Annotated in this window: 15 protein-coding genes; 9 read left to right on the top strand and 6 right to left on the bottom strand. The window is 36.2% G+C overall.

Annotated features, from left to right (window positions below):
• Positions 1-78: 78 nt before the first annotated feature.
• On the top strand, positions 79-1,929 hold the full coding sequence (locus IPZ59_RS00355; protein ID WP_236137910.1) for a hypothetical protein: 1,851 nt from the start codon (positions 79-81) through the stop codon (positions 1,927-1,929).
• Positions 1,930-1,948: 19 nt separating this feature from the next.
• Here the strand turns inward: IPZ59_RS00355 and IPZ59_RS00350 are convergent, their stop codons facing one another.
• Together IPZ59_RS00350 and IPZ59_RS00345 are read right to left on the bottom strand one after the other, a co-directional pair.
• Positions 1,949-2,629, bottom strand: a complete 681-nt coding sequence (locus IPZ59_RS00350) for an RloB family protein (protein ID WP_236137909.1) — start codon at positions 2,627-2,629, stop codon at positions 1,949-1,951.
• Positions 2,601-3,977, bottom strand: a complete 1,377-nt coding sequence (locus tag IPZ59_RS00345; RefSeq protein ID WP_236137908.1) for an AAA family ATPase — start codon at positions 3,975-3,977, stop codon at positions 2,601-2,603. Before IPZ59_RS00345 ends, IPZ59_RS00350 begins: the two co-directional genes overlap by 29 nt.
• Positions 3,978-4,314: 337 nt before the next feature.
• Between IPZ59_RS00345 and IPZ59_RS00340 the strand changes: the two genes are divergently transcribed.
• The 5 genes from IPZ59_RS00340 (at position 4,315) to IPZ59_RS00320 (ending at position 13,626) form a co-directional block, all read left to right on the top strand.
• Entirely contained in the window at positions 4,315-5,982 is a 1,668-nt protein-coding gene (locus tag IPZ59_RS00340; RefSeq protein WP_236137907.1) for a site-specific DNA-methyltransferase, read from the top strand.
• A gap of 22 nt (positions 5,983-6,004) precedes the next feature.
• Positions 6,005-8,683 carry a DEAD/DEAH box helicase gene (locus IPZ59_RS00335; RefSeq protein WP_236137906.1) on the top strand — a complete coding sequence of 893 codons (2,679 nt, stop codon included), beginning with the start codon at positions 6,005-6,007 and terminating at the stop codon, positions 8,681-8,683.
• Between the two features lie 10 nt (positions 8,684-8,693).
• Positions 8,694-9,599: a hypothetical protein gene (locus IPZ59_RS00330; protein WP_236137905.1), complete on the top strand. Its 906-nt coding sequence runs from the start codon at positions 8,694-8,696 to the stop codon at positions 9,597-9,599.
• Between the two features lie 5 nt (positions 9,600-9,604).
• Positions 9,605-11,092 carry a P-loop NTPase fold protein gene (locus tag IPZ59_RS00325; RefSeq protein ID WP_236137904.1) on the top strand — a complete coding sequence of 496 codons (1,488 nt, stop codon included), beginning with the start codon at positions 9,605-9,607 and terminating at the stop codon, positions 11,090-11,092.
• 71 nt (positions 11,093-11,163) lie between these two features.
• Positions 11,164-13,626, top strand: coding sequence for a S8 family peptidase (locus IPZ59_RS00320; protein WP_236137903.1), 2,463 nt, complete (start codon positions 11,164-11,166; stop codon positions 13,624-13,626).
• Here the strand turns inward: IPZ59_RS00320 and IPZ59_RS00315 are convergent.
• Complete coding sequence (locus IPZ59_RS00315) at positions 13,623-14,654, bottom strand: AAA family ATPase (RefSeq protein ID WP_236137902.1); 1,032 nt, start codon at positions 14,652-14,654, stop codon at positions 13,623-13,625. The genes IPZ59_RS00320 and IPZ59_RS00315 overlap by 4 nt on opposite strands.
• Positions 14,655-14,808: 154 nt before the next feature.
• Positions 14,809-16,308 carry a TIR domain-containing protein gene (locus tag IPZ59_RS00310; protein ID WP_236137901.1) on the bottom strand — a complete coding sequence of 500 codons (1,500 nt, stop codon included), beginning with the start codon at positions 16,306-16,308 and terminating at the stop codon, positions 14,809-14,811.
• A gap of 162 nt (positions 16,309-16,470) precedes the next feature.
• Here IPZ59_RS00310 and IPZ59_RS00305 point away from each other — a divergent pair, with 162 nt between their 5' ends.
• Complete coding sequence (locus IPZ59_RS00305) at positions 16,471-16,671, top strand: hypothetical protein (protein WP_236137900.1); 201 nt, start codon at positions 16,471-16,473, stop codon at positions 16,669-16,671.
• Positions 16,672-16,974: 303 nt separating this feature from the next.
• On the opposite strand, the gene IPZ59_RS00300 is transcribed toward IPZ59_RS00305, so the two are convergent.
• Both IPZ59_RS00300 and IPZ59_RS00295 read right to left on the bottom strand, forming a co-directional pair.
• The gene (locus tag IPZ59_RS00300; RefSeq protein ID WP_236137899.1) at positions 16,975-17,526 is read right to left on the bottom strand and encodes a restriction endonuclease; all 552 of its coding nucleotides are present in this window, start codon (positions 17,524-17,526) and stop codon (positions 16,975-16,977) included.
• Positions 17,527-17,662: 136 nt separating this feature from the next.
• On the bottom strand, positions 17,663-17,905 hold the full coding sequence (locus IPZ59_RS00295) for a helix-turn-helix domain-containing protein (protein ID WP_236137898.1): 243 nt from the start codon (positions 17,903-17,905) through the stop codon (positions 17,663-17,665).
• Positions 17,906-18,539: 634 nt separating this feature from the next.
• On the opposite strand from IPZ59_RS00295, the gene IPZ59_RS00290 reads away from it, so the two are divergent.
• Both IPZ59_RS00290 and IPZ59_RS00285 read left to right on the top strand, forming a co-directional pair.
• Entirely contained in the window at positions 18,540-19,526 is a 987-nt protein-coding gene (locus IPZ59_RS00290) for a type IV toxin-antitoxin system AbiEi family antitoxin (RefSeq protein ID WP_236137897.1), read from the top strand.
• Positions 19,501-20,352, top strand: a complete 852-nt coding sequence (locus IPZ59_RS00285) for a hypothetical protein (protein ID WP_236137896.1) — start codon at positions 19,501-19,503, stop codon at positions 20,350-20,352. The genes IPZ59_RS00290 and IPZ59_RS00285 overlap by 26 nt, the downstream gene beginning before the upstream one ends.
• The last annotated feature ends 76 nt before the right edge of the window (positions 20,353-20,428 follow it).

The following is a 20,428-nucleotide window of genomic DNA, read 5'->3' as shown; positions in this document are numbered from 1 at the left end:
TGTAGTAAATTGTCAATGATACCTAAAGGGGTGTATGATGCCATTCAGCCTATGGCTTCAAAAATTAATTAAGGAAATATGATGAATATGGAGAGGGACTCTGATGGTTATTTGGTACAAGTTGAAGAAATTACAGCTGAAGAATTTTTAGAAAATCTTTATTCTTTGGGAGAAATTTATCATCTAGGCTCACCAGATAAAATTATTCGGGTTAAAGGAGTAATTCGAATTGATCCTGCCAGGTTCAAAAAAGAATGTGGAATAATTGAAAATTATGAATTTACCGAAATTGTTTACTTCAAGGGAGAGGATAATGGAAACAAAATAAAATTAGGAAAGAATTTGGTCTTAATCGATTGTAAATTCACCAAGGGATTACATTTTCTAAATTGTGTTTCAGAAAATTTTGAATCCAAAGAAGAAGCATATTTAGGGAAAGAAAGCATCCAGTTTATAAATGGTGTATATGATTCATTGAAAATTGAAGAATCAGAATTATCAAATGGAATTAATTTTAGTGGGATTGAACAAAAGAAGCTTGTAATTGAATGGCTTGATATAAATAACTGTCACTTTATTAATGATGGCGTTTCATTTGAATATACTCAGTTAAATCGAATGTTTGATTTTAACTTTAATAAATTTAATTCAGGAACTATTAGGTTTTTTAATAGTGAAATAAACTCAGGGTTTAGGGCTTCATTTAATAATGGTGTAGGAAGTCTTTATTCGTTTGGAAAAGATTCTATTTTTAAAAAAGAGATTTTCATTTACCATGGGGATTACATCTCAATTGATTTTAATGATAGTAAATTTTATGGAAAAGTATCTTTAGTAGCTGTTTGTATTAGGGAAGAATTGAAGATAAAAGGAAGTACTTTTCATGATTGTTTCAGTTTCGAATCCTTAGATGTAACTAATAATTCTAAATCAAAATTACAGCCTAGTGAGATTTTTCTTCAAGATAATCAATTTCAAAATGGTTTTAGATTTGATGCAGAACAGATGAATGTGGAAAATCTTACCATTGTTTTTTCAGAAAAATCCTCAGGGGTGATGGAGTTTGATAATTCTTTTTTCAATTCAGTCAATTTGATAGGAAATAATTTTAACAACTCGGTGTTTTTCAGAGACAGCACCTACCAAGTCCTGTCATTTATAAATTTTTTCAATCGGGCCTTGGTCTCATTCAACAATAATGTGCCTAATAATTCCAAGGCTGACTATTCTGAACTCAAAATCGAAAATTCCAATCTTGGCAATACCGAATTCTATGATTTTGACTTTTCGGTTTATCCGATTATCCGAATTATTGATTCCAGAGTAGATAACATCTATGCTTTCGGTGTAGAATGGTTTAAAGACAGCCAACTCCATGTCGATGACAATGAAACTTCTCCATCAAAAATTCTTTCCCAGAAACGGGAAATTTACAGGCAATTAAAATTAGCAGCTGAAAAGCAATCCGATAAAATCACCTCATTATTCTTCAAAGCCAGAGAAATACAATTGCATAAAGATGTGATTAAAAGTAAAAAGCAAACAGGTGTTCACCAAAGGTTTCAAAAGCTGTCCGATCTGATCTCAATTTACTTTGGCGAAACGAATCAACACGGCCAAAATTGGTTATACCCTCTATTTTTGATTATCGTTATTACATTGGCATTTTATCCTTTTCTAATGATCTTATCAGATCCAGCAATAACATTTGCTTGGGATTGGTCTCCAAAAGGCTGGAATCTATTCTGTGATAGTTTTACAAAAAATAGCCATGCCATACCACAGCTGTTCAATCCTGCCAGAAGACTTTCTGATTTGTTTGATAATACAAATTCTTTCTCGCTTCATTTTCTGGATGGACTTCATCGGATTATCTTAGCCTTCTTCATCTTCCAAATCGTTTCTGCCTTTAGAAAGTTTGTCAAGTAAACCCGCTTGAAAAAATATCCTATTCTAATCCACTCTTCTCTAAAGCGTCCTTAATTTTATCATGAACTAGGGGAAGGATACTTTTGGATAAATGATATACTTCTGTAGAACCTACGGATGGATGTCCGGATTCATGACTTTTGAAATTTTTCTCTGCATGGACCGTGGCTCTTTGTACGAAAATTGGATGCTTTCTAGAGTCAAACCCTCCAGGAATAGCCTGATTTACCTTGTCCTTCCAGCCTTTACAAAAGTCACTTGATTCAAAAACCTCGAATTGTTCATGAAAATGATAATACAACCAAACTTCAAAACAAGGGTTACTTTCTGTTACGCTCCAAGCCTCTAATTTTGAGACTTCATTTCTTATATGCTCGATTTGTTCCTTCCTTGATTCATGCTTATCAGGGTCGGTATCCAAAACGATCCAAACCTCATCATTGTCTTGGAAAGTATACATAGGATTGGGATTATCATCTGATTCCAACATACTTCGTTGGGCGATTTTTAGAAGTCCTAAGGGGGAATTGTCTTCCTTTTCATCCAGCTCATATACCTCTACATTAATGCGGGAATCAAGCTCCTTAAAATAGTCGAAGTAATGTTTTTCTCTTCTTTTTCCCTCACAAAAAATGTAGATACTCTTGGCTTCCCTGCTAGGTGCCTTTCTCTCAAAGAGTCGGTTCCTGCTCAGTAACATAGTCATGCCAATTTAAATCCTTGAGATTTCCTAAAAACGGTATGGAACCGTATCGTCCATTGAGGTAGCCTTTTCGGATATCAATGGTTTTGTGCTCCTTGAAATCGCTCAATGAATACAGGTCGGTCACTCCATCCCTGTTTTTCTCTGCAAACCAAATCTCATCCTGTCGAAACAGTTCCTGATCCAATAAATTGGATTCATGGGTAGTAAAGATCAACTGCCCTTTGGTCTGAGGATCATGTGAAAACTTCCGCACCAATTCTTTGATCAAAAGGGGATGAATACTACGTTCGATTTCATCCACCAAAAATACCTTGGGTTCTGATACCACTGTTCTAAAGGCAGGTACAAAGTCCAATAACCTGACAGTGCCATCAGATTCTTCATCCAAATCAAATTTTGCAACTTGATCATTTTTTCCCATATGGGATATTTTTAGGATTTTCACCCAGATATCCTCATTTTCCTTGACCAAGACAATTTCATCTCCTCTTCTGCTTCTCAATCCAAACATCTTATTGGGAGACTCCTCAACTTTTTTAACAAGTTCATTGAGTTCGTTTTCATTATCCTTGCCAAAGAAATCTTCCACACGAATCTTGTCCGTCGATAAGGATTGAATGCCCAAATTAAAGGAACACATCATGTCCTCAGCATAGCTTTTGAATTCCTTGTCTATATCGATGCGGTGTGCCAATGCTCTTGGTTTGGAATCAGGGGTGATGATCTGCAAGGTGTCAGAAAACCATTGGAAGGCTTTCTTTACATCCCCGAGAAACTTATTATCCCTGTTGGAAAGCAATTTAAATACAGGTTCATCTGGTTTTACAAAGTCTTCCAATAAAACAGATTTTAACAATTGGCTTTTTTCATCGTGCTCAAATTCCGGGCTGAAGTGCATAGCTGTTACCTTTGAACTATCTGTTTTTCGCTCGAAAATCAGTGTATCACACTTTTTCCCCAACCCTGAAAGATATAATTCTTCTGTTGCGATCCGTTCTCCAATGAATTCAATCCCGTAGTAATAGGCTTTTTCCTCTTGCACAAATTCTACTGCTAGCAATTGGGGAGTATTGGGATTTTCTATAAACTTGAATCTACTCTCCCTTAACCCAAAGGGGATTTTTTGATCCAAAACCAAGCGTTGCAATAAATAAATTGCCTTAAAAAGATTGGATTTGCCTGCACCATTGGCCCCATACAAAGCTGATAATTTCAACAACTCTATATCTCCCAATCCATAGGTATGACTTTCCAATGTTTTTAATCGGGTATTGGGAAGGGTATTGAATTCTTTCCTTTCTCCAAAGGAAAAAATATTATCCAAAACAAAGCGAATGATCATGGTTTTACGTGAAAATTTCACTCAAAAATACATCATTATCACGTAAATCAAGTCTATTTATGTGTTATTTTTTCGATTTAGAGAATTTTTCACGTGATTTTAATTTAAATGTTGTGTTCTAAAACGTCTATTCACAAATGCTTTGCAAAACTTCTACAGAGAATATTCGTCAAAAGTTTATACTTCAAAAATGGAAATTAATCATTCATGAGTAGATGTCCTTAACAAAAAGTGACAATTTGCGATGGAATGAACGATAAAATTGGAACATACAACCAAATTACCTTAATTTAGTTATTGGAATTTTTCCTTTCATTTGATTCTTATTGTTACCCCTATGAGTAAACAAAACTCCAACCCCCAAAAACTCGAACTGACCTGGATTGGCAAGGGTGATGAACCCAAGCTGGAACCCCGTATCCTGATCGAAAATCCCGAGTACAGCTATGGGGACCCGCGTACCGAGAATATGCTGATCCATGGAGACAACCTCCTTGCGCTGAAAGCATTGGAACAGGAATATGCGGGTAAAGTAAAGTGTGTCTATATCGATCCTCCCTATAATACAGGGAATGCGTTTGAGCAATATGATGATGGGGTAGAACACAGTGAATGGTTACGCTTGATAAGCCCACGATTAAAGATTTTAAGAAACCTTCTGGCAACAGATGGTTCTATTTGGATTTCTATTGATGATGACGAATGTCATTATTTAAAGGTGCTCTGTGATGAAATTTTTGGAAGAAAGAATTTTGTAAATAACGTCATATGGGAAAAAAAATATTCTCCACAAAATGATGCCAAATGGTTATCTGATAGCCATGACCATATCTTAGTATATGCTAAAAATAAGGAAATATGGAGACCAAACCTACTACCTAGAGGTGATCAACAAAACAAATATTACAAATATAATGATAATGATGGCAGAGGTTTTTGGAGGTCAGATAATGTTTTAGTGAAATCATTTTCTAAATCAGGTGTTTTCCCTATCAAAAATCCCAATACAGGAAAAGAATACTGGCCACCCGAAGGAAGTTGTTATAGATTTAATGAATCAACTGCAAATAAATTTTTACAAGAAAATCGTTTTTACTTTGGAAAAGATGGTAAAGGAGCCCCTCAATTAAAAAGATATCTATCAGAGGTAAAGCAAGGTGTTACATCTAAAACAATATTTTTCAGGGATGAGGTTGGTGATAATCAAGAAGCTAAAAAAGAAGTTAGAGCATTTAATTCTAAAAGTGTTTTCGCCACTCCAAAGCCTGAAAAGCTTATTGAGCGGATCCTTTTTCTTGGAACCAAAGAAGGGGATATTGTGCTTGACTCCTTCCTTGGTTCCGGTACCACCGCAGCAGTTGCCCATAAGATGGGTAGAAAATGGATTGGGGTGGAATTGGGAGAGCATGCAGTGACGCATTGTTATCCAAGAATGAAGCAAGTGGTGGACGGAGAACAGGGAGGTATCAGCAAATCCGTGGACTGGAAGGGTGGAGGTGGCTTTAAATTTTATACCTTAGCTCCAAGCCTACTGAATCAGGATAAATTTGGTAATTGGGTGATCAATAAGGAATATAATCCCGATATGTTGGCAGCCGCCATGGCCAAGCAGGAAGGGTTCCGCTACGAGCCTGACCCATATACGTATTGGAAGCAGGGTGTGAGCTCGGAGAAAGACTTTATGTTTACTACCACACAGTATATCACGGTAGAAATGCTGGACCGGATCCACGACGAGATGCAGCCGGACGAAAACCTGTTGATCTGCTGCAAGATTTTTGCTCCCGAATGCGAAGGCAGGCATGCCAATATCTCCGTGAAAAAAATCCCGACGGTACTCTTGGGCAAATGCGAATTTGGTAAGGATGACTATTCCTTCAAAATCGTGAACCTCCCGAAAGAAGAAGGTGAAGAGGAAGAGTTTCTGGACCCTATGGAGGAAATCACCTCCAAACCGACGACAAGCAAGTCCAAGCCATCGGACCAGCCTTCTTTATTTGATTAAATCCATTTTTTAACACCAAGTCATGAATCAAAAAGCAAATTATATCAAGCAACGCCTGTCTTTGAGAGCCCCTTTGAAAGACTCCCTGGATATTTTGGCTACCCTGAGTAGCGCATTGGAACTGAAAAAGGAAGCTGACCTTCAGGAAGCGTTAAAAATCATACAGCAACATTTTCCTACCTGCACGGATTTTGAGCGGGATTTTCCTTCCATTTGTTTTTCCATCGCCACAGGGGTGGGCAAGACGCGCTTAATGGGAGCCTGCATCACCTACCTGTACCTACAGCACGGTATCCGAAACTTCTTTGTGCTGGCTCCTAATATTACCATTTACGAGAAACTGATTGAGGATTTTGGCAATCCTTCCTATCACAAGTATGTATTTCAGGGGATTTCGGAATTTGTACACAACCGACCAGTCATCATCACCGGAGATAATTACAATCAGGCAGGTAACCTCTTTTCCGATACGGAAATCCGCATCAATATCTTCAATGTTGCCAAGTTTAACTCTGAAAACAAAGGTACCAAACAAGGAGGAGTAGCCTTGGCCCCCCGCATCAAGCGCCTATCGGAATACTTAGGACAATCCTATTGGGAATACCTTTCCGGACTGGACGACCTGGTTATCCTCATGGACGAGGCCCACCGCTATCATGCCGATGCATCCAAGAAAGCCATTAATGAACTCAAACCTGTGTTGGGGATTGAACTTACCGCAACTCCTATCGACGAAAAAGGAAAGCCATTCAAAAATGTAGTCTATGAATATTCCTTGGCCAAAGCCTTGGAAGATGGGAAGTATGTGAAAAATCCGGCCATCGCCACCCGAAAGAACTTCCGCACACAGGGCTTAACCCGGGACGAAATCGAAAAAATCAAATTGGAGGATGCTATTTCCATCCATCAGGATACTAAAAACGAACTGGAAATCTATGCCAGAAACTATCAGGCCAAACTTGTGAAGCCTTTTGTTCTGGTCGTTTGCAGGGATATAGACCATGCTTCAGAAGTGTATCAGTATATCAATTCTACGGCTTTCTATGGCGGTACATATCAGGGAAAAGTGCTTCAGATTGATTCCAGTACCAAGAAGGATGAGGAAGTGGACAAGCAGTTTGTCGCGTTGGAGCAATATGACAATGATATTGAGATTGTCATCCATGTGAATATGCTCAAGGAAGGTTGGGACGTATCCAACCTGTACACCATTGTCCCGCTTCGAGCAGCCAATGCAGCGGTATTGATTGAGCAGACCATTGGCCGTGGCTTACGCTTACCTTTTAATGGGGAGCGAACAGGAGTGGAGAAAATAGACAAACTGACGGTAATTGCCCATGATAACTTTGAAGCGGTAATTGGCGAAGCACAGAATCCGGATTCTATCCTGAACAAGGTTTCCTTTGTAGAAATCGACGATTCTCCTGAAAAAGAAAAATCAGAAGTTATCAGCAGTCCATCTACAACGGAAGTAGGGTTCGCTAGGGAAGAAAAACGCATAGCAACCCTTACCAATCACGAAGAAAAACAGCGTGCACAGTTGGGTTTGGATGCCAAACGGGCCGTGATTGCTGCCATTCCAAGTTTCGGGAGTTCCCAAGCCGTTAAGTCTTTTGCAGATCTGCACAAACCTGAAGTTAAGGCAGCTGTGATCGAAAAGGTTAAAAAGAATTTGTACAAGGACCAAACCGAGTTGTTTGAATCCAATATTCTAGCCGAGGCAGAAGCTACTTACGAGAAAATCATCAAGTCCTACCAAGAAAACATCATCGAAATCCCACGGATTGATTTGGTTCAGGAAGAAATACGGGTGTGGTTCGAGGATTTTGACTTAGATACTGCTACAGGGTTTAATTACACGCCCCTTGGGGAAGAAATCATGGTAGTGGAGCTGACAGGAGAGCGAAAAACGGATAGTATTGGGGTTAAGTTTGGAGCCTATTCCAAAGACAATCCTCTACAGCAAATAGTCAGTGAGTTGATCAACTATCCGGATGTGGATTACGATGAAAATGCGGACTTGTTATTCAAATTGGCCCAACAGGCTTTGAAGCATTTGGGCGATCGATTGGAGGATGCCAGCAAACTACAGCTTACCATCAAGCAGTTCCGCAAGCACATTGCCTTCAATATCTATCAGCAGATGCGGGCCAATTTCCGCATTTCTGAGCCTGATTATTTAGAACCCAAAGTTTTTCCATTTGTAAAGATCGAGCCTTGGAATTTCACAGCTTTGCCGGGAGGTAGAAGGCATTACAAGGATGTGATCAGTCCCATAAGTTTGATTCCTAAGCTGGTATTTACAGGCTTTGAGAAAGCTTGCCATTTGGAATACAAGTTTGATTCCAAGACTGAGAAAGATTTTGCTTTTATCTTGGAGCAGGACTCTGCTATACAAAAGTGGCTGAGGCCTGCCCCTAATCAGTTCCGGATCTACTGGGCCAATAACAGCAAGCAGTATTATCCGGATTTTGTCGTAGAGACTGCTGATGCCATTTACATGGTAGAAACCAAGGCTGCTGACCAATTAAATACCGCTGAGGTCTTGGACAAGAAAAAAGCGGCTTTGCGTTATTGTAAGTATGCATCAGAATTCACCGTTCCCAACGGAGGCAAGCCTTGGAAGTACCTCTTGATTCCTCATGACGAGGTCAAGTTGAGTAGTAGTTTTGGGTATTTTAGGGGGAGTTTTGAAAAATAACAAAAATAGTATGAACGAAAAAGGAAGAGAATTAATCCACATTGGCATGTCGAGTACTAACATTTCAATTTGGAATGAATATAGAAGGCTAGTCGAAGAGATTTTCTCTTATTTTGATAGGGATTTTGATAAGTACAATCAAATGTCTTTACCTATTTTACATTTGATGAGCCATTCCATTGAAATAGGCTTAAAAGAAAATATTTTTGAATTAAAGAAGATTTTCCCAGAACACAATCCAAAAACCAACCTAAAAACTGATTGTGAAATTGAAAAATCTCATGATTGCTGGGAGTTAACTAAAATTTTCAAAAGCTTCATTAATCATGCTTTCAAAATCTTAACTGCTATTCCTAAAGATGAAAAACAACCATTCCGAGAAAAAATCATCTTTCTAAACGAATTTATAAGTGAAGTAAATCCTAAAACAACTACTTATAGATATGAATACTCAATCCGCCCTAATCGAATAAAAGAAAGATCTTTAGATTGGCAAAAGAAAATAAAGATTTTAGATGTTTTTGAAAGTTTTAAGGAGGCTCAAATAGTTTTATTGCATACAATAGACCTCTACCATCTTTATTTTGATTTTAAACTTTTAAAAGTTCTTAAGCCAGATTATGAAAGAGGAATTGGAAAAGTTGCTTATAGAAAAGATAAATACCATATCAACCAGACAACTGGAACAAAAACCAGCGATATAGTCCGGTTTCTTGAAAAATATAAAAAAGAAGGTTCTTTGATATACAATCAATCTGATAATGAAAAATTAATCGAGACAAAAATTCCAAATAAAATCTTTTTCCATACCAAGTGGGGTATGTATTTGGAATTAGTTGAGGTTGAAGGCTACCATTTTCTACCTGTTATCACAAAAGAGCAGGCAGAAATTCTAAAATATGAGTTAGAAAGTTAAAGATTATGGGAAGTAAAACTTTTCAATTAGACACACCTAGAAATCATTCAGTTTTCCGAAAACACTTGGATGATCCTGATAATGTTAGGATCATTTTTTCAGCTCCTTTTGGTTCAGGTAAAACCACATTCTTAAAGGATTTTTTTATAGAGAACAAAAATGAATATCAAGCTTTTCATTTGTATCCAGTTAATTATTCAGTCTCTTCTAATGAGGATATTTTTGAATTAATCAAATATGACATTCTATTTCATTTTCTAAGTTTAGAAATTGAATTTGAGAAGGTTACTATTACTAAAGATGTTTCATTTGGATTTTTTGTTCAAAACAACATCGAGAATATCATTATGCCATTCATTAGGAGTATACCACGAATTGGTAAAGCATTATCTGACGTAAGTTCCAATCTTCTCAACCTTTATAAAAAATTTGAGATTGAACATCAACATAATCAGGTTGATCAGAAAAAACAAGTCATTGATTTCCTTACTCAGTTGAACAAAAAAATCGGGTCAATAAAGGATGATGACTTTTATACGCAATTGATTTGTGATTTAATGGCTCAAATCAAGGCCGATAATACCGATGGGAAAAAAACAGTTCTGATAATTGATGATCTAGATAGGATTGATCCAGATCATATTTTCCGGATTCTGAATGTATTTTCAGCTCATATGGACAATCAAACAAAAGGTAATAAGTTTGATTTCGATAAAATTATTTTGGTTTGCGATATTGACAATATTCGAAAGATCTATGCGAAAAGATATGGCCAAGACGTTGATTTTTCAGGGTACATCGATAAATTTTATTCGAAAGAAGTATTCAAGTTTGATATCATTAAAGAAGTTGAAGAAAAGTTATTGGATGTGTTTGGATCTATAGAATTAACTACTTCAGGAAGTACCCACAACTTGGAAAGAATTAAAAGTTATCACGATGTAAGGTTAGTTATTTATATTATAGTTAGTTTGAATAATTCAGGTCAACTGCCAATCCGGAAATTATTAAAATTTATTGGTAAAAAAATATCAATTACAATTTCAAGATTCTCGCCACAGATTCAAGGAAAATACTTAACAGTTGATAATTTCAGGTTTTTAATTGTCTATGAATTGTTAAAGTCTATTTATCCTGATATGCTAGATCTAATGCATAAACTGGAATCCATAAATGAAGATTCTCAAAATAATTCGTATGCGGATGCCAAAGAGCACTATTTGAATTTACTAATCCCCTTTTTGACCTACTCCGATCATTTATTTGAATTTGAAACCAATAAGGAAATCTCAGGTACTTATATCATTAGCCCATACAAGATAGAGTGGAAGTTAATCCCTGAGGAAAAGAGTGGAGATTTGGTTTTAAACCCTACCTATAAAATCTTTAAAGATAGCAATCAGGTGAGTGTCAGGGGTATTCATATGTTCAAATTAGTTAAAGAAACTATCCATAGTATTGAGAAAAATAAGCTGAATTGGCTTGAAAATTAATTCAGATAATCTGTTGAGAAAGTAAAATTAGTTATATTTAAACTTATTCTTTAACCGATAATTTTTACTCAATGGCTGATTTTCCACATTTGTTGTATACTAGAAATCCTGAGAAAATTACTGGGTTCAGAAAAACTAGAGGGAGAGATTCTCAAAATCAAAAAGAAGAAACCAAAGAAGAGAAGCCTATTTCAGAGGAAAAAAAAGGGAGACTTCTCGAAAAATTAAGAGATTACGATTCTTCTGTGCAAATTCGCTTGCAAAAAAAGACATTAAATGTCCCTTCAAACTTCGACCTTATCCAAATTGATTTCCATACTACCTTTGATAAGAGTTTGGAAAACCATTTTTATAGTACCTATGGGCTTGAACCGATAGAAAAATTTAATTTCAATAAAACTATTCTTTTTAACATTATTGATTCAACGCTTTTTTTATCCTTTTCCGAACACATCAATATAATTTCAAATCTCAAACCCAATGAAGACCATAGGGGAAAGCCCTTTTCTAGGATTGCCCTCATCAGTAACTTCAATCTCTTGGATAGTTCACATAGAAAAGGAATCCTTTCAGGAAAAGAAGGGTATTTTCTTAGCATTTGTGATGTCCTTCACCACCCCAATGCTGAGAACCAACTCAATTTCTTACTAGATTACCTACAATCTCGAAACATAGAAATTGCATTGAATAATGAAAAGAACTTGGCTTTTATTAATGGAGTAGATACCTCGTTAGAGCAGATTTTAGTCGATAATTTTGACGTAATTAGGCTAATATCTTCAGCAAGAGTACCCCTAATTAAACCTGGAACAGTATCAACTCCTATCAGAAGCTATGGATTTGGAGTGAATGTGAAAGAGGATCTTCCCATTGTATGTATTATTGATACGGGGGTCCAAAATAATATTGAACCTCTGAAAGAAATCCTTACCGATATAAATATTGACCACACAGGTAACGGTTCTTATTGGGATGAAGCAGGTCATGGAACAGCTGTTGCTGGATGCATAGCTTTTGGAGCTGATTTTTTTGACAGTTTGCAAAAGGAAATTGATGCCAAAGCAAAAATTGCGGTTTTAAAGGTAATCCATCAGACAAATGATGATATCAATATCGTGACATTATTGGAAGACATCAAAGAACTTTACTTAATTTATAGAATTCGGATTTTTAATATTTCTTTGAACCTGCCAGGATCAAAGCAATATAATTCCTCTATCGGGAGAGTTGCATATGAGTTAGATAAACTCTCCTATGAATTAGACATACTTATCATTAATTCAGTAGGTAATTACCTAAAAGATGATTTAGACGCACTCATTTTGTTGGGGAATTTAGACATACAAACACATTATCCTTCTTTTTTTTATAGAACTAACCCTGAAATTGAGTTTCATTTTTGTGAATTAACGAATATCCAAGAGCCATCAGAAGCGATGAATATCCTTTCTGTAGGAGCACTCGCAGGGAATTTTGAAGATATGGTAACAGATGGCATTACCCCTGCAAAAGAATACCCTGCATTTTATACCCGCAAATTCCATTGGGACCATGAGGTTCTCATCAATGGGAAAAAACCTAAAGATAATCAGTTCAATAAGCATCTAAACAAACCCGATTTAGTTTTTGAAGGTGGAGATTACTTAAGTACAGAAGCTGCCATGGAAGTACTTACCACTCCATTTGATGCAGGAAGTCCATATTTCGGAAGATTAGCTGGAACAAGCATTGCGGCCCCATTAATTTCCTCCATGGTAGCAGAATTAGTTAGAGCTTATCCTTTTTTAAATATGGTAAGTATTAAGGCATTGCTAATCAATCAAGCAGAATCTCCAGCTGGGAAAAATCCGGTACATTTTAATTCCAGGATCGATAAAAAGGTGTACAGAAGACTTACTGGGCATGGAAGACCTAACCCCAAACAGATTCTTGAAAATGATGAAAACACAATCACATTTATAATCGAAGACAACGTTTCCTATGATGATTTTTACTCATTTAATCTTCAGTTTCCCGATTGGGTATTAACAACTACCAATAAAATAGAAGTAACCGGTACACTGGTATTTAAATTCCAACCAGTACCAAATAATCAGTTAGCATATCTACCACTCCATATTTCATTTGGAATTTTTAAACCATTGGATATTAACACGCTTTCTCAACAAGACCTTGAGAAATTTCAATTAAAGTCTGGAGTATCTTGGGCAGAAGATCATTTTGGAGTGGAAGACAGAGTGTTTTCTAATGTACAAAAGATTTCTTTTAATTTGTCTAGTCAGCACTTTCAATCGGACAACCCAAATGTAGCTATTGCCATCAGATGCTTTGGGAAATCTAATATTCCCGAAGCAGCAAAAAGACACCTTAAAGAAAATCTCCATGAATTTTCCTTAGTCATAAGATTAAGGGAAATCAGGAAAAATAAAAAGGCTAAGCTATCGGGATCTCTGTATAATGAAGTGAAAATACTCAATGAGTTAGAATTGATCTCGGATTTGGAAGCTGGAGCATCTTTGGATGGAGGAATTTAAACTTTGTGGTTCTGAGAATCTTTCTCATCATCCACTAAAGATCCCCAAATATTCATATCAATCGTAACCTGTGCTGGTATTAAATCAGTGTTCAATTGATAAAGGCTGCGCTTCATTGCTGTAATGAGAGTTTTCTGAATACTGTAAAAAGAAAGACCTTTTGCATGCTGGATAATTTTCTTGAGCTCACGTTTCGACCCTACTGAAAACACACCTTTTTTAAGGGTTAAATCGATCAATGCCATAATTTCGTCTTCACCGGGTAATTCAAAACCTATCTGCGTATCAAATCTTCGGATAAGGGCATCGTCTAGCATACCAACCTGATTGGTAGCTGCTATGACAATGGTGGATTGTGGAAGGTAGTCAAAAAGCTGAAGTATAGTATTTACTACCCGCTTCATTTCTCCATGGTCTTGGCTATAATCTCTCACTTTCCCCAAAGAATCAAACTCATCTAAAAATAATATACAATCCCCAGCAGCTGCCATTTTGAAAACCTTAGCTAAATTCTTGCTTGTTTCACCAAGTTTTGAAGAAACAATAGCACCAAGGTTGACCACCATGAGCATCTTTTCCAATTCACCGGCGATAATGTAGGAGGCAAGAGTCTTACCGCAACCAGAAGGGCCGTGAAATAATATTTTATGGGCAATGGGAAGGTCTAAAGCTTCTAAAAGGGATTTTTTTCGATGTTCCAGTATAAAATGATTCAGAGATTCCTTAATTCTTGGTTTACAAATAAGGTCTGATATGCGGTAATCAGAAGTAATCTGTTCAAGAATTAAATCATCTACTTTGTTTTGGGAAGGCTTATCAAATCTAATTCCCGAGCTAACTTTTGAAGCAGATCCAGTAGAGTGTACACGTATTGCTTCTTTCAGAATAGATTGTAATTGGATAGCCAAATTGGTTTTCTTTGTTTTTCTGGCATGATCTATCATCTCCTGAAGTGAAAACTTCAGTTTCTCCTGATCATTTTCCAGACCAAATCGGGCAATATCTTTGATAAAATCAAACTGTGTCAAAGGATTACAATTTTACTCTTTACTCAGGGCAAGTATAAAGCTTACCTGTAAACAAAGTACGTGTTTTTATATAAAACTATTACACAAATCTGTACTATTTTGTTCAATTCTGTTAAATCTCGAAATACCGTTTTGCTCCAATTCGGTTTAGCCCTTATATCTTACTAGCTGAACTTTTTTCTTTTCTTTTCTCTTCTAGTTTTTTTGAAACAATTGTTACAATATTTTCCGCTTCACTACCTAAGTCATTTTCAACATTGAAAGATAGTCCTCCATATTTTCTAGTTTCGTCAAAAAGGCTAGTATCTGTGTCAGAAAACCAAATTGGAATTATTGCGTTGTCACCAAATCTTTGTTTAAATTGATCTGATTCAAATTTTGTCCAGATTTTTTTTGGATAGTCCTTGCTAAGCAGAACAATGACAAATTCAGCTTCTGAATTATAAATAGGAGCCAAATAGTCTTCAACGTTAGATGCTAAAATTCTATGTTGTTCATTCTTATCATAAAACACAGAAATCTCTCTTTCAAGTAGCTTTGTAAATAAATTCTCCGCTAGGGTTCTGTTCTCGCCAGCAAATGAAAGAGCAAAATCGTATGGTTTAGTGAATTCAATCCCAATGAATCCAATTTGTTCAGCAAATTTATTCCATAGAATATTTCGAATGAAAAACAAAAATTTCGGGTCTTCGATAGTTAGAACATTAGATTGGTCATCATAGTGTATTACGTCCTGAAGTAGAGAATTATCTTCAATGAGTTTTTTCAGGAAACCTTTTTCAACAACCTGATTGATACTTAATTTCATGTTCGGATGTTGATTAAGAAGCTCATCAATTTGAATAGACCAATCTGGACTATTTGCCAGCCAATTCAACAAATGAAGATATGGTGCTCGTCCTTCCTTTCTTAATTTCGAACCAATTGCAAATGCTCTTGCTTTCGGATAAAATAATCTCCCAAGTTCGTGATTAACTTTTGCTTTAATAGTCTCTAGGCTCGTGTCTGTTTGAGGTTTATCCGATTCATTGTCAATAATCTCGCAACTAATACAAGTTTCTTTAGCCAATAATTGTGCTATATGAAAACTGCCTTTGGATTCATTAACTATTTCTGATTTAATATTTAGCTTAACATTAAGAGCTTGTTCACCTAAAGTGAGCATTTCTTCAATTTTTTCCTCTGGATTAGCTTCAAATCTAATGGTGTCAATTCTATTATTTAAATCTGGAGAAAATGAGACTAATGAATCTCCCGCTTTATTAATTCCAATTAGAATTAGTTTTGAGGAGATTGAATCCTCATCAGCTAGAGTTTTCATATAATCTGATAACGATTGTTTGATGTCGTTCGGAAGTACGTGAAAGTCGTCAATTATCGCAATTCCAAAATTATTAAACTCAGGAAGTATTTGAATCAAATCAACATCTTCCTTTTTTCTTGCTGAAAGAGATGTCACTGCTGCGTTGAGTCCAATTTCATCGATGGCTTTATTTATACTTGTTGTTTTCCCAATACCTGATGGTCCTTCAATTACAAGTCCTCTTCCTTTTGTTCGCAAAGAAACAAGGAGTTTTGTATATTCAATTGGCTTAACAAAAGTATATGTTGGTGTTCCTGATGTTTTAAAAACGTCTTCTAAAAATATTTTCATGTTCAATTATTATCTTTTTAGTTTTATTTGATAACGGCAACCTGTGAAAAAAGTCACTCATTTTTCTTCATTCAACGGTTTTTCATTCCCTTTAAAATTAGTAAATTTAGTTGTAATTGCATGTCCGGCGGGGGAGGAATTTATGACTACTAACAAATTTCCATGAATCAGATCCTAGGAATAGACTGGTTTCAAGTGATCTTATCCAATTTTGAAGATGCCACTCCCAAAGACAACCCCGTCAGAGTAGCCGATGCTTCGACAAGCTCAATGCCACCCATCAACAACCCAAAAGTCTCTCGCAGAATGTATAAAAACACTGAAATTCAATGGATTAAAAACACACCTCTCTCAAACAAATAACTAATCACCAACCACTTATTCAACTATTCTCCAATCAACTATTTACAAACCAAATCTAAAATCTGCCTTCTAAAATCTAACATCCCAATCCCCACAGCTAAATCTCCTTTCATCCCCGAGTAGTCGCGATAGCTGTCAGCTTTTTTCAAGTATAGATTTATTTTAGTTATTTAAATCTAAAATAGAGTTTTAAGTCATATAGCCATTGAATTTTAGGGGATATGTTTATATTTTCCTGCTGCTGGGATATGTTGTCGTATTTATCCTTCAATCTCAGTTAATGGTCTGAAATATCCAAGTTTTTCAATTCCTGATCATGGGTATCTCTCTAAAAACAAGTTTCACCCTATCTTGAGTATACTTATGGTCTAGAAAATATTGGAGAACTGGATAGACAACTTTGGATGTTTCTGGGAAATTTGAGTTAAAGTTTCTAGGCTTTCTTCTTGTGAAGTTTTCATCCGTATTGTTGACCACAAGCATAAAAAACAATTTTTTATTTTGCTCTTTGTATTTTTCCAGTAGCATTCTTGAGGATTTGTAAAGTATCCATTCTATTCTGCTCTTTGTTATCTTGGCTCGGGTATACTTACATTGAATAAAATAAGTTTGGTCATCTTTGGTGGCTATCAAGTCAAGTCCACTATCTAACCATCCTTTTTCAAGTCCATGATAACTTACAAGAAACCCTTCTTCTTCTAATACCTGGCCAACATATTTTTCATATACATATCCCCAATCTGACTCCTTTAATCTATCGAAGGGAAGAATAAGTTGTTTATCAGCAATTTCAATTTGCTGTTCATTACTATTGATTTGAATCTTTCCTGCTTTAAGGTACTTCGCAATTCCCATGGTAGTTTTGTTTGATCTATTTTCTAACCCCCAATCCTCCCATACCACTCCTCCATCAACCCCAGATAAGCTTCCTGCATTTCCTCAGAAAGAAAAGACTGTTGGATCCATTGGTGGGCCTTCATGTTGAATTTTATTAATCGCCTGAAGATTCATTCGACTTGCTTGTCTCATCATTCCATGGTCCACTGTTCAAAGGAGCAAGCTCATGCCCGAACATTTGGAGCACCAAGTTGACTTTATCCAGGTTAAGGTTGTTTTTCCCTTGTTCGATCTTTTTGATCACGGTTAAGGCCAAGCCACAGCGGTCAGGAAACTCCTCTTGAGTCCTTCCTGTTTCCTTTCTTTTTTCTTTAACAAAGGCTGCCAGCTTTTTCATTTTATGCTTTTGAATACACTATGAGTCAACTATCATTAATTATATGTAAATAAATATAATGAATGATTCGATGCTAATTTTATATGTATTTCAATATAGTTTAGCTTGATGAATGTTGAAGCGCTCAAGGGTAATATTTACTCTTGAGATAAGAACAAGGGTAAAAAAAGCAAAAAATTACCCTCGTTCTGATTTTCTCCGAACTTTTCTCCGAACCTTTCTCCGAACTTTTTGACTGTTTCTTTAGCGGGATAGTTGATTTCCTGAAAACGTTGGCTTGTTTTTCTCCGAACTGAAAGTAGGGATGTTGACTATTTTCTCCGAAATGGAATTGCATTTCATCCGAACCTTAGTTGTTTTTTATTACGAACTGATTTACATTTCTTACGAACTCAAAATAGGTTTCTTACGAACTGCATCTCTTTTCTTACGAACTCAGGACAGATTTCTTATGAATTGTTTTTTTATTTTCTTCCGAACCAATAATTGATTTCTTCCTAATTTAATCTCCTTTGGTAGCTTCACTTTCCAGGAGCTGTGTGTTCAATTTTTCTTATAGAGTTGAATCGGATTAATTTTTGTTGTTCATTTTTTTTATTTGTTCACGTCACGTGAACAAGTTATATTTGTGAACATGAAAGAGGAAGAAATTTTGAATCAAGCAGTTCATGCCATAGGGCCACTACTTAATAGTAAGGCTAACTGGGAATATCATGGAGATATGAAAAGTGGGTGGTGCTTAAATTTGGGAGTCTCGGAAGGAAATCTCAAGATGGAAGTCGAGGTAAAGCAAGAGGTACGAGAACATGCGCTAAGAACTATTCAAAAGATGAATGAAGAAAACCCAAACTTTATTTTGGTTGCTTACCGAATTTATCCAAAATACAGGGACCTGCTAAGAGAGATGGGGGTTAATTATTTGGAAGCAAATGGGAACGCTTATGTAAAGACAAAAAATCACTTTATATGGATAGATAAATTCCAAACAATAAGGGGGGATGAAGAAGAAGGCAATAGGGCGTTTACAAAGACTGGATTGAAAGTATTTTTTCATTTACTGTTAGATGATAGAAATTTAAACACAAATCAACGGAATCTTGCCGAAATAGTCGGAGTAGCACTGGGGAATATGCCTTTAGTATTTAAAGGGCTTAAAGCAGCCGGTCTCTTGGTTAGTAAAGGTAAACTTGGACATGATTGGGTAAATAAGGAGGAAGCCATTACTCAGTGGGTGAATGCTTATAAAACAACCTTAAAGCCAACATTATTAAAAGGCAAGTACGGGCTGCCCAAAGACAAAAATTGGAAAGAGATCAAACTCCCTACAGATCAAACCACTTGGGGAGGAGAACCCGGTGCAGATATATTAACTGAATACCTTAGACCTGAAAAGTTTATTTTGTTCACAGATCTCAATAAAAACGATTTCATTAAACAGACGAGACTAATGCCTGATTTGAAAGGTGAAATAGAGGTTTATGATACCTTTTGGAAATTTGATAATCAGCAGTTGGGTGTTGCACCGCCACTTTTGGTATATGCTGATTTACTTATTAATGGAGATAAAAGAAGCCTCGATACAGCCCAATTAATCTATGACAGATACATCAAAGAGTTATAAAGAACTTGGTATCACCTATTTTAAAGAAGTATTTGACTTGCTGGACGACACATTCAAGAAAAGGGGAATTCCCTATTACTTGATTGGTGCAACTGCAATAGCATTAGAACTTCTTAAAGACGGGGTAAAGCCTGCTCGTGGTACAAAAGATATTGATTTTGCAATCATGATTAGCTCAAAGTCTGATTATGAAGCGTTCACTAAAGAATTGGAAGAGAAAGGATTTACTAAGGTTTCTGCTCCATGGACTTTCCTGCATAACGGATTTGACGTTGTTGTAGATATTTTACCTTTTGGTCAAATTGAGGAGAATTATACTGCTGACTTTAATCAACGACATACAGACCTTCATGTGCTTGGATTAACTGAAGTAATGTCCGAGCCAACATATGTCCATATTGATGATGTTTTGGTGAATATTCCAACCTTACATGGGCTTATTATTTTGAAATTAATTGCATGGTCCGATAGACCTGAGGAAAGAGAAAATGATCTGGGAGATATTCTTTTAATCATATCGAAATATTACATGATCATGTGGGATTATATTTTGGACAACCACTTTGATTTGCTTGAGAATTTAGGAGAAGACGGGGAAAAGAGTCAGCGTTTGGTGGCAGCCAGGATATTAGGAAGAGAATCTTCTTCTATTTTAATGAAGTCAGAAAAGGTACGTGACAGGATATTTATGGTACTGGAAGATAATTTGTCTCAAGGATTTGATTCAGTCATTGCAAAAAACTGGGCAGTAAAGCTGAGCGAGCCTGTAGAATATACATTATCTTTAATGGATTCCTTTTTGGTCGGGGTAAAGGAAAGATTCTAAAGAAGTTTTTCCTTCATGGAATTTAAAAAATAACTGTTGGTACCAAGGGTTCGAATCCTCACTTTTACCGTTCATT

Origin of the sequence: Mongoliitalea daihaiensis (assembly GCF_021596945.1) — a bacterium.
GTDB classification, from domain to species: Bacteria; Bacteroidota; Bacteroidia; order Cytophagales; family Cyclobacteriaceae; genus Mongoliitalea; species Mongoliitalea daihaiensis.
Note: the sequence above shows the minus strand (reverse complement) of the source record. Positions and strands in the feature narration are given on the sequence as shown.

Bases quoted from the DNA above. Each gene is read 5' to 3' on its own strand.
- IPZ59_RS00340 (WP_236137907.1), top strand. From the start codon at position 4,315: ATGAGTAAACAAAACTCCAACCCCCAAAAACTCGAACTGACCTGGATT.
- IPZ59_RS00320 (WP_236137903.1), top strand. From the start codon at position 11,164: ATGGCTGATTTTCCACATTTGTTGTATACTAGAAATCCTGAGAAAATT.
- IPZ59_RS00290 (WP_236137897.1), top strand. From the start codon at position 18,540: ATGAAAGAGGAAGAAATTTTGAATCAAGCAGTTCATGCCATAGGGCCA.
- IPZ59_RS00335 (WP_236137906.1), top strand. From the start codon at position 6,005: ATGAATCAAAAAGCAAATTATATCAAGCAACGCCTGTCTTTGAGAGCC.
- IPZ59_RS00350 (WP_236137909.1), bottom strand. From the start codon at position 2,629: ATGTTACTGAGCAGGAACCGACTCTTTGAGAGAAAGGCACCTAGCAGG.
- IPZ59_RS00295 (WP_236137898.1), bottom strand. From the start codon at position 17,905: ATGAAAAAGCTGGCAGCCTTTGTTAAAGAAAAAAGAAAGGAAACAGGA.
- IPZ59_RS00300 (WP_236137899.1), bottom strand. From the start codon at position 17,526: ATGGGAATTGCGAAGTACCTTAAAGCAGGAAAGATTCAAATCAATAGT.
- IPZ59_RS00355 (WP_236137910.1), top strand. From the start codon at position 79: ATGATGAATATGGAGAGGGACTCTGATGGTTATTTGGTACAAGTTGAA.
- IPZ59_RS00305 (WP_236137900.1), top strand. From the start codon at position 16,471: ATGAATCAGATCCTAGGAATAGACTGGTTTCAAGTGATCTTATCCAAT.
- IPZ59_RS00285 (WP_236137896.1), top strand. From the start codon at position 19,501: ATGACAGATACATCAAAGAGTTATAAAGAACTTGGTATCACCTATTTT.
- IPZ59_RS00310 (WP_236137901.1), bottom strand. From the start codon at position 16,308: ATGAAAATATTTTTAGAAGACGTTTTTAAAACATCAGGAACACCAACA.
- IPZ59_RS00330 (WP_236137905.1), top strand. From the start codon at position 8,694: ATGAACGAAAAAGGAAGAGAATTAATCCACATTGGCATGTCGAGTACT.
- IPZ59_RS00345 (WP_236137908.1), bottom strand. From the start codon at position 3,977: ATGATCATTCGCTTTGTTTTGGATAATATTTTTTCCTTTGGAGAAAGG.
- IPZ59_RS00325 (WP_236137904.1), top strand. From the start codon at position 9,605: ATGGGAAGTAAAACTTTTCAATTAGACACACCTAGAAATCATTCAGTT.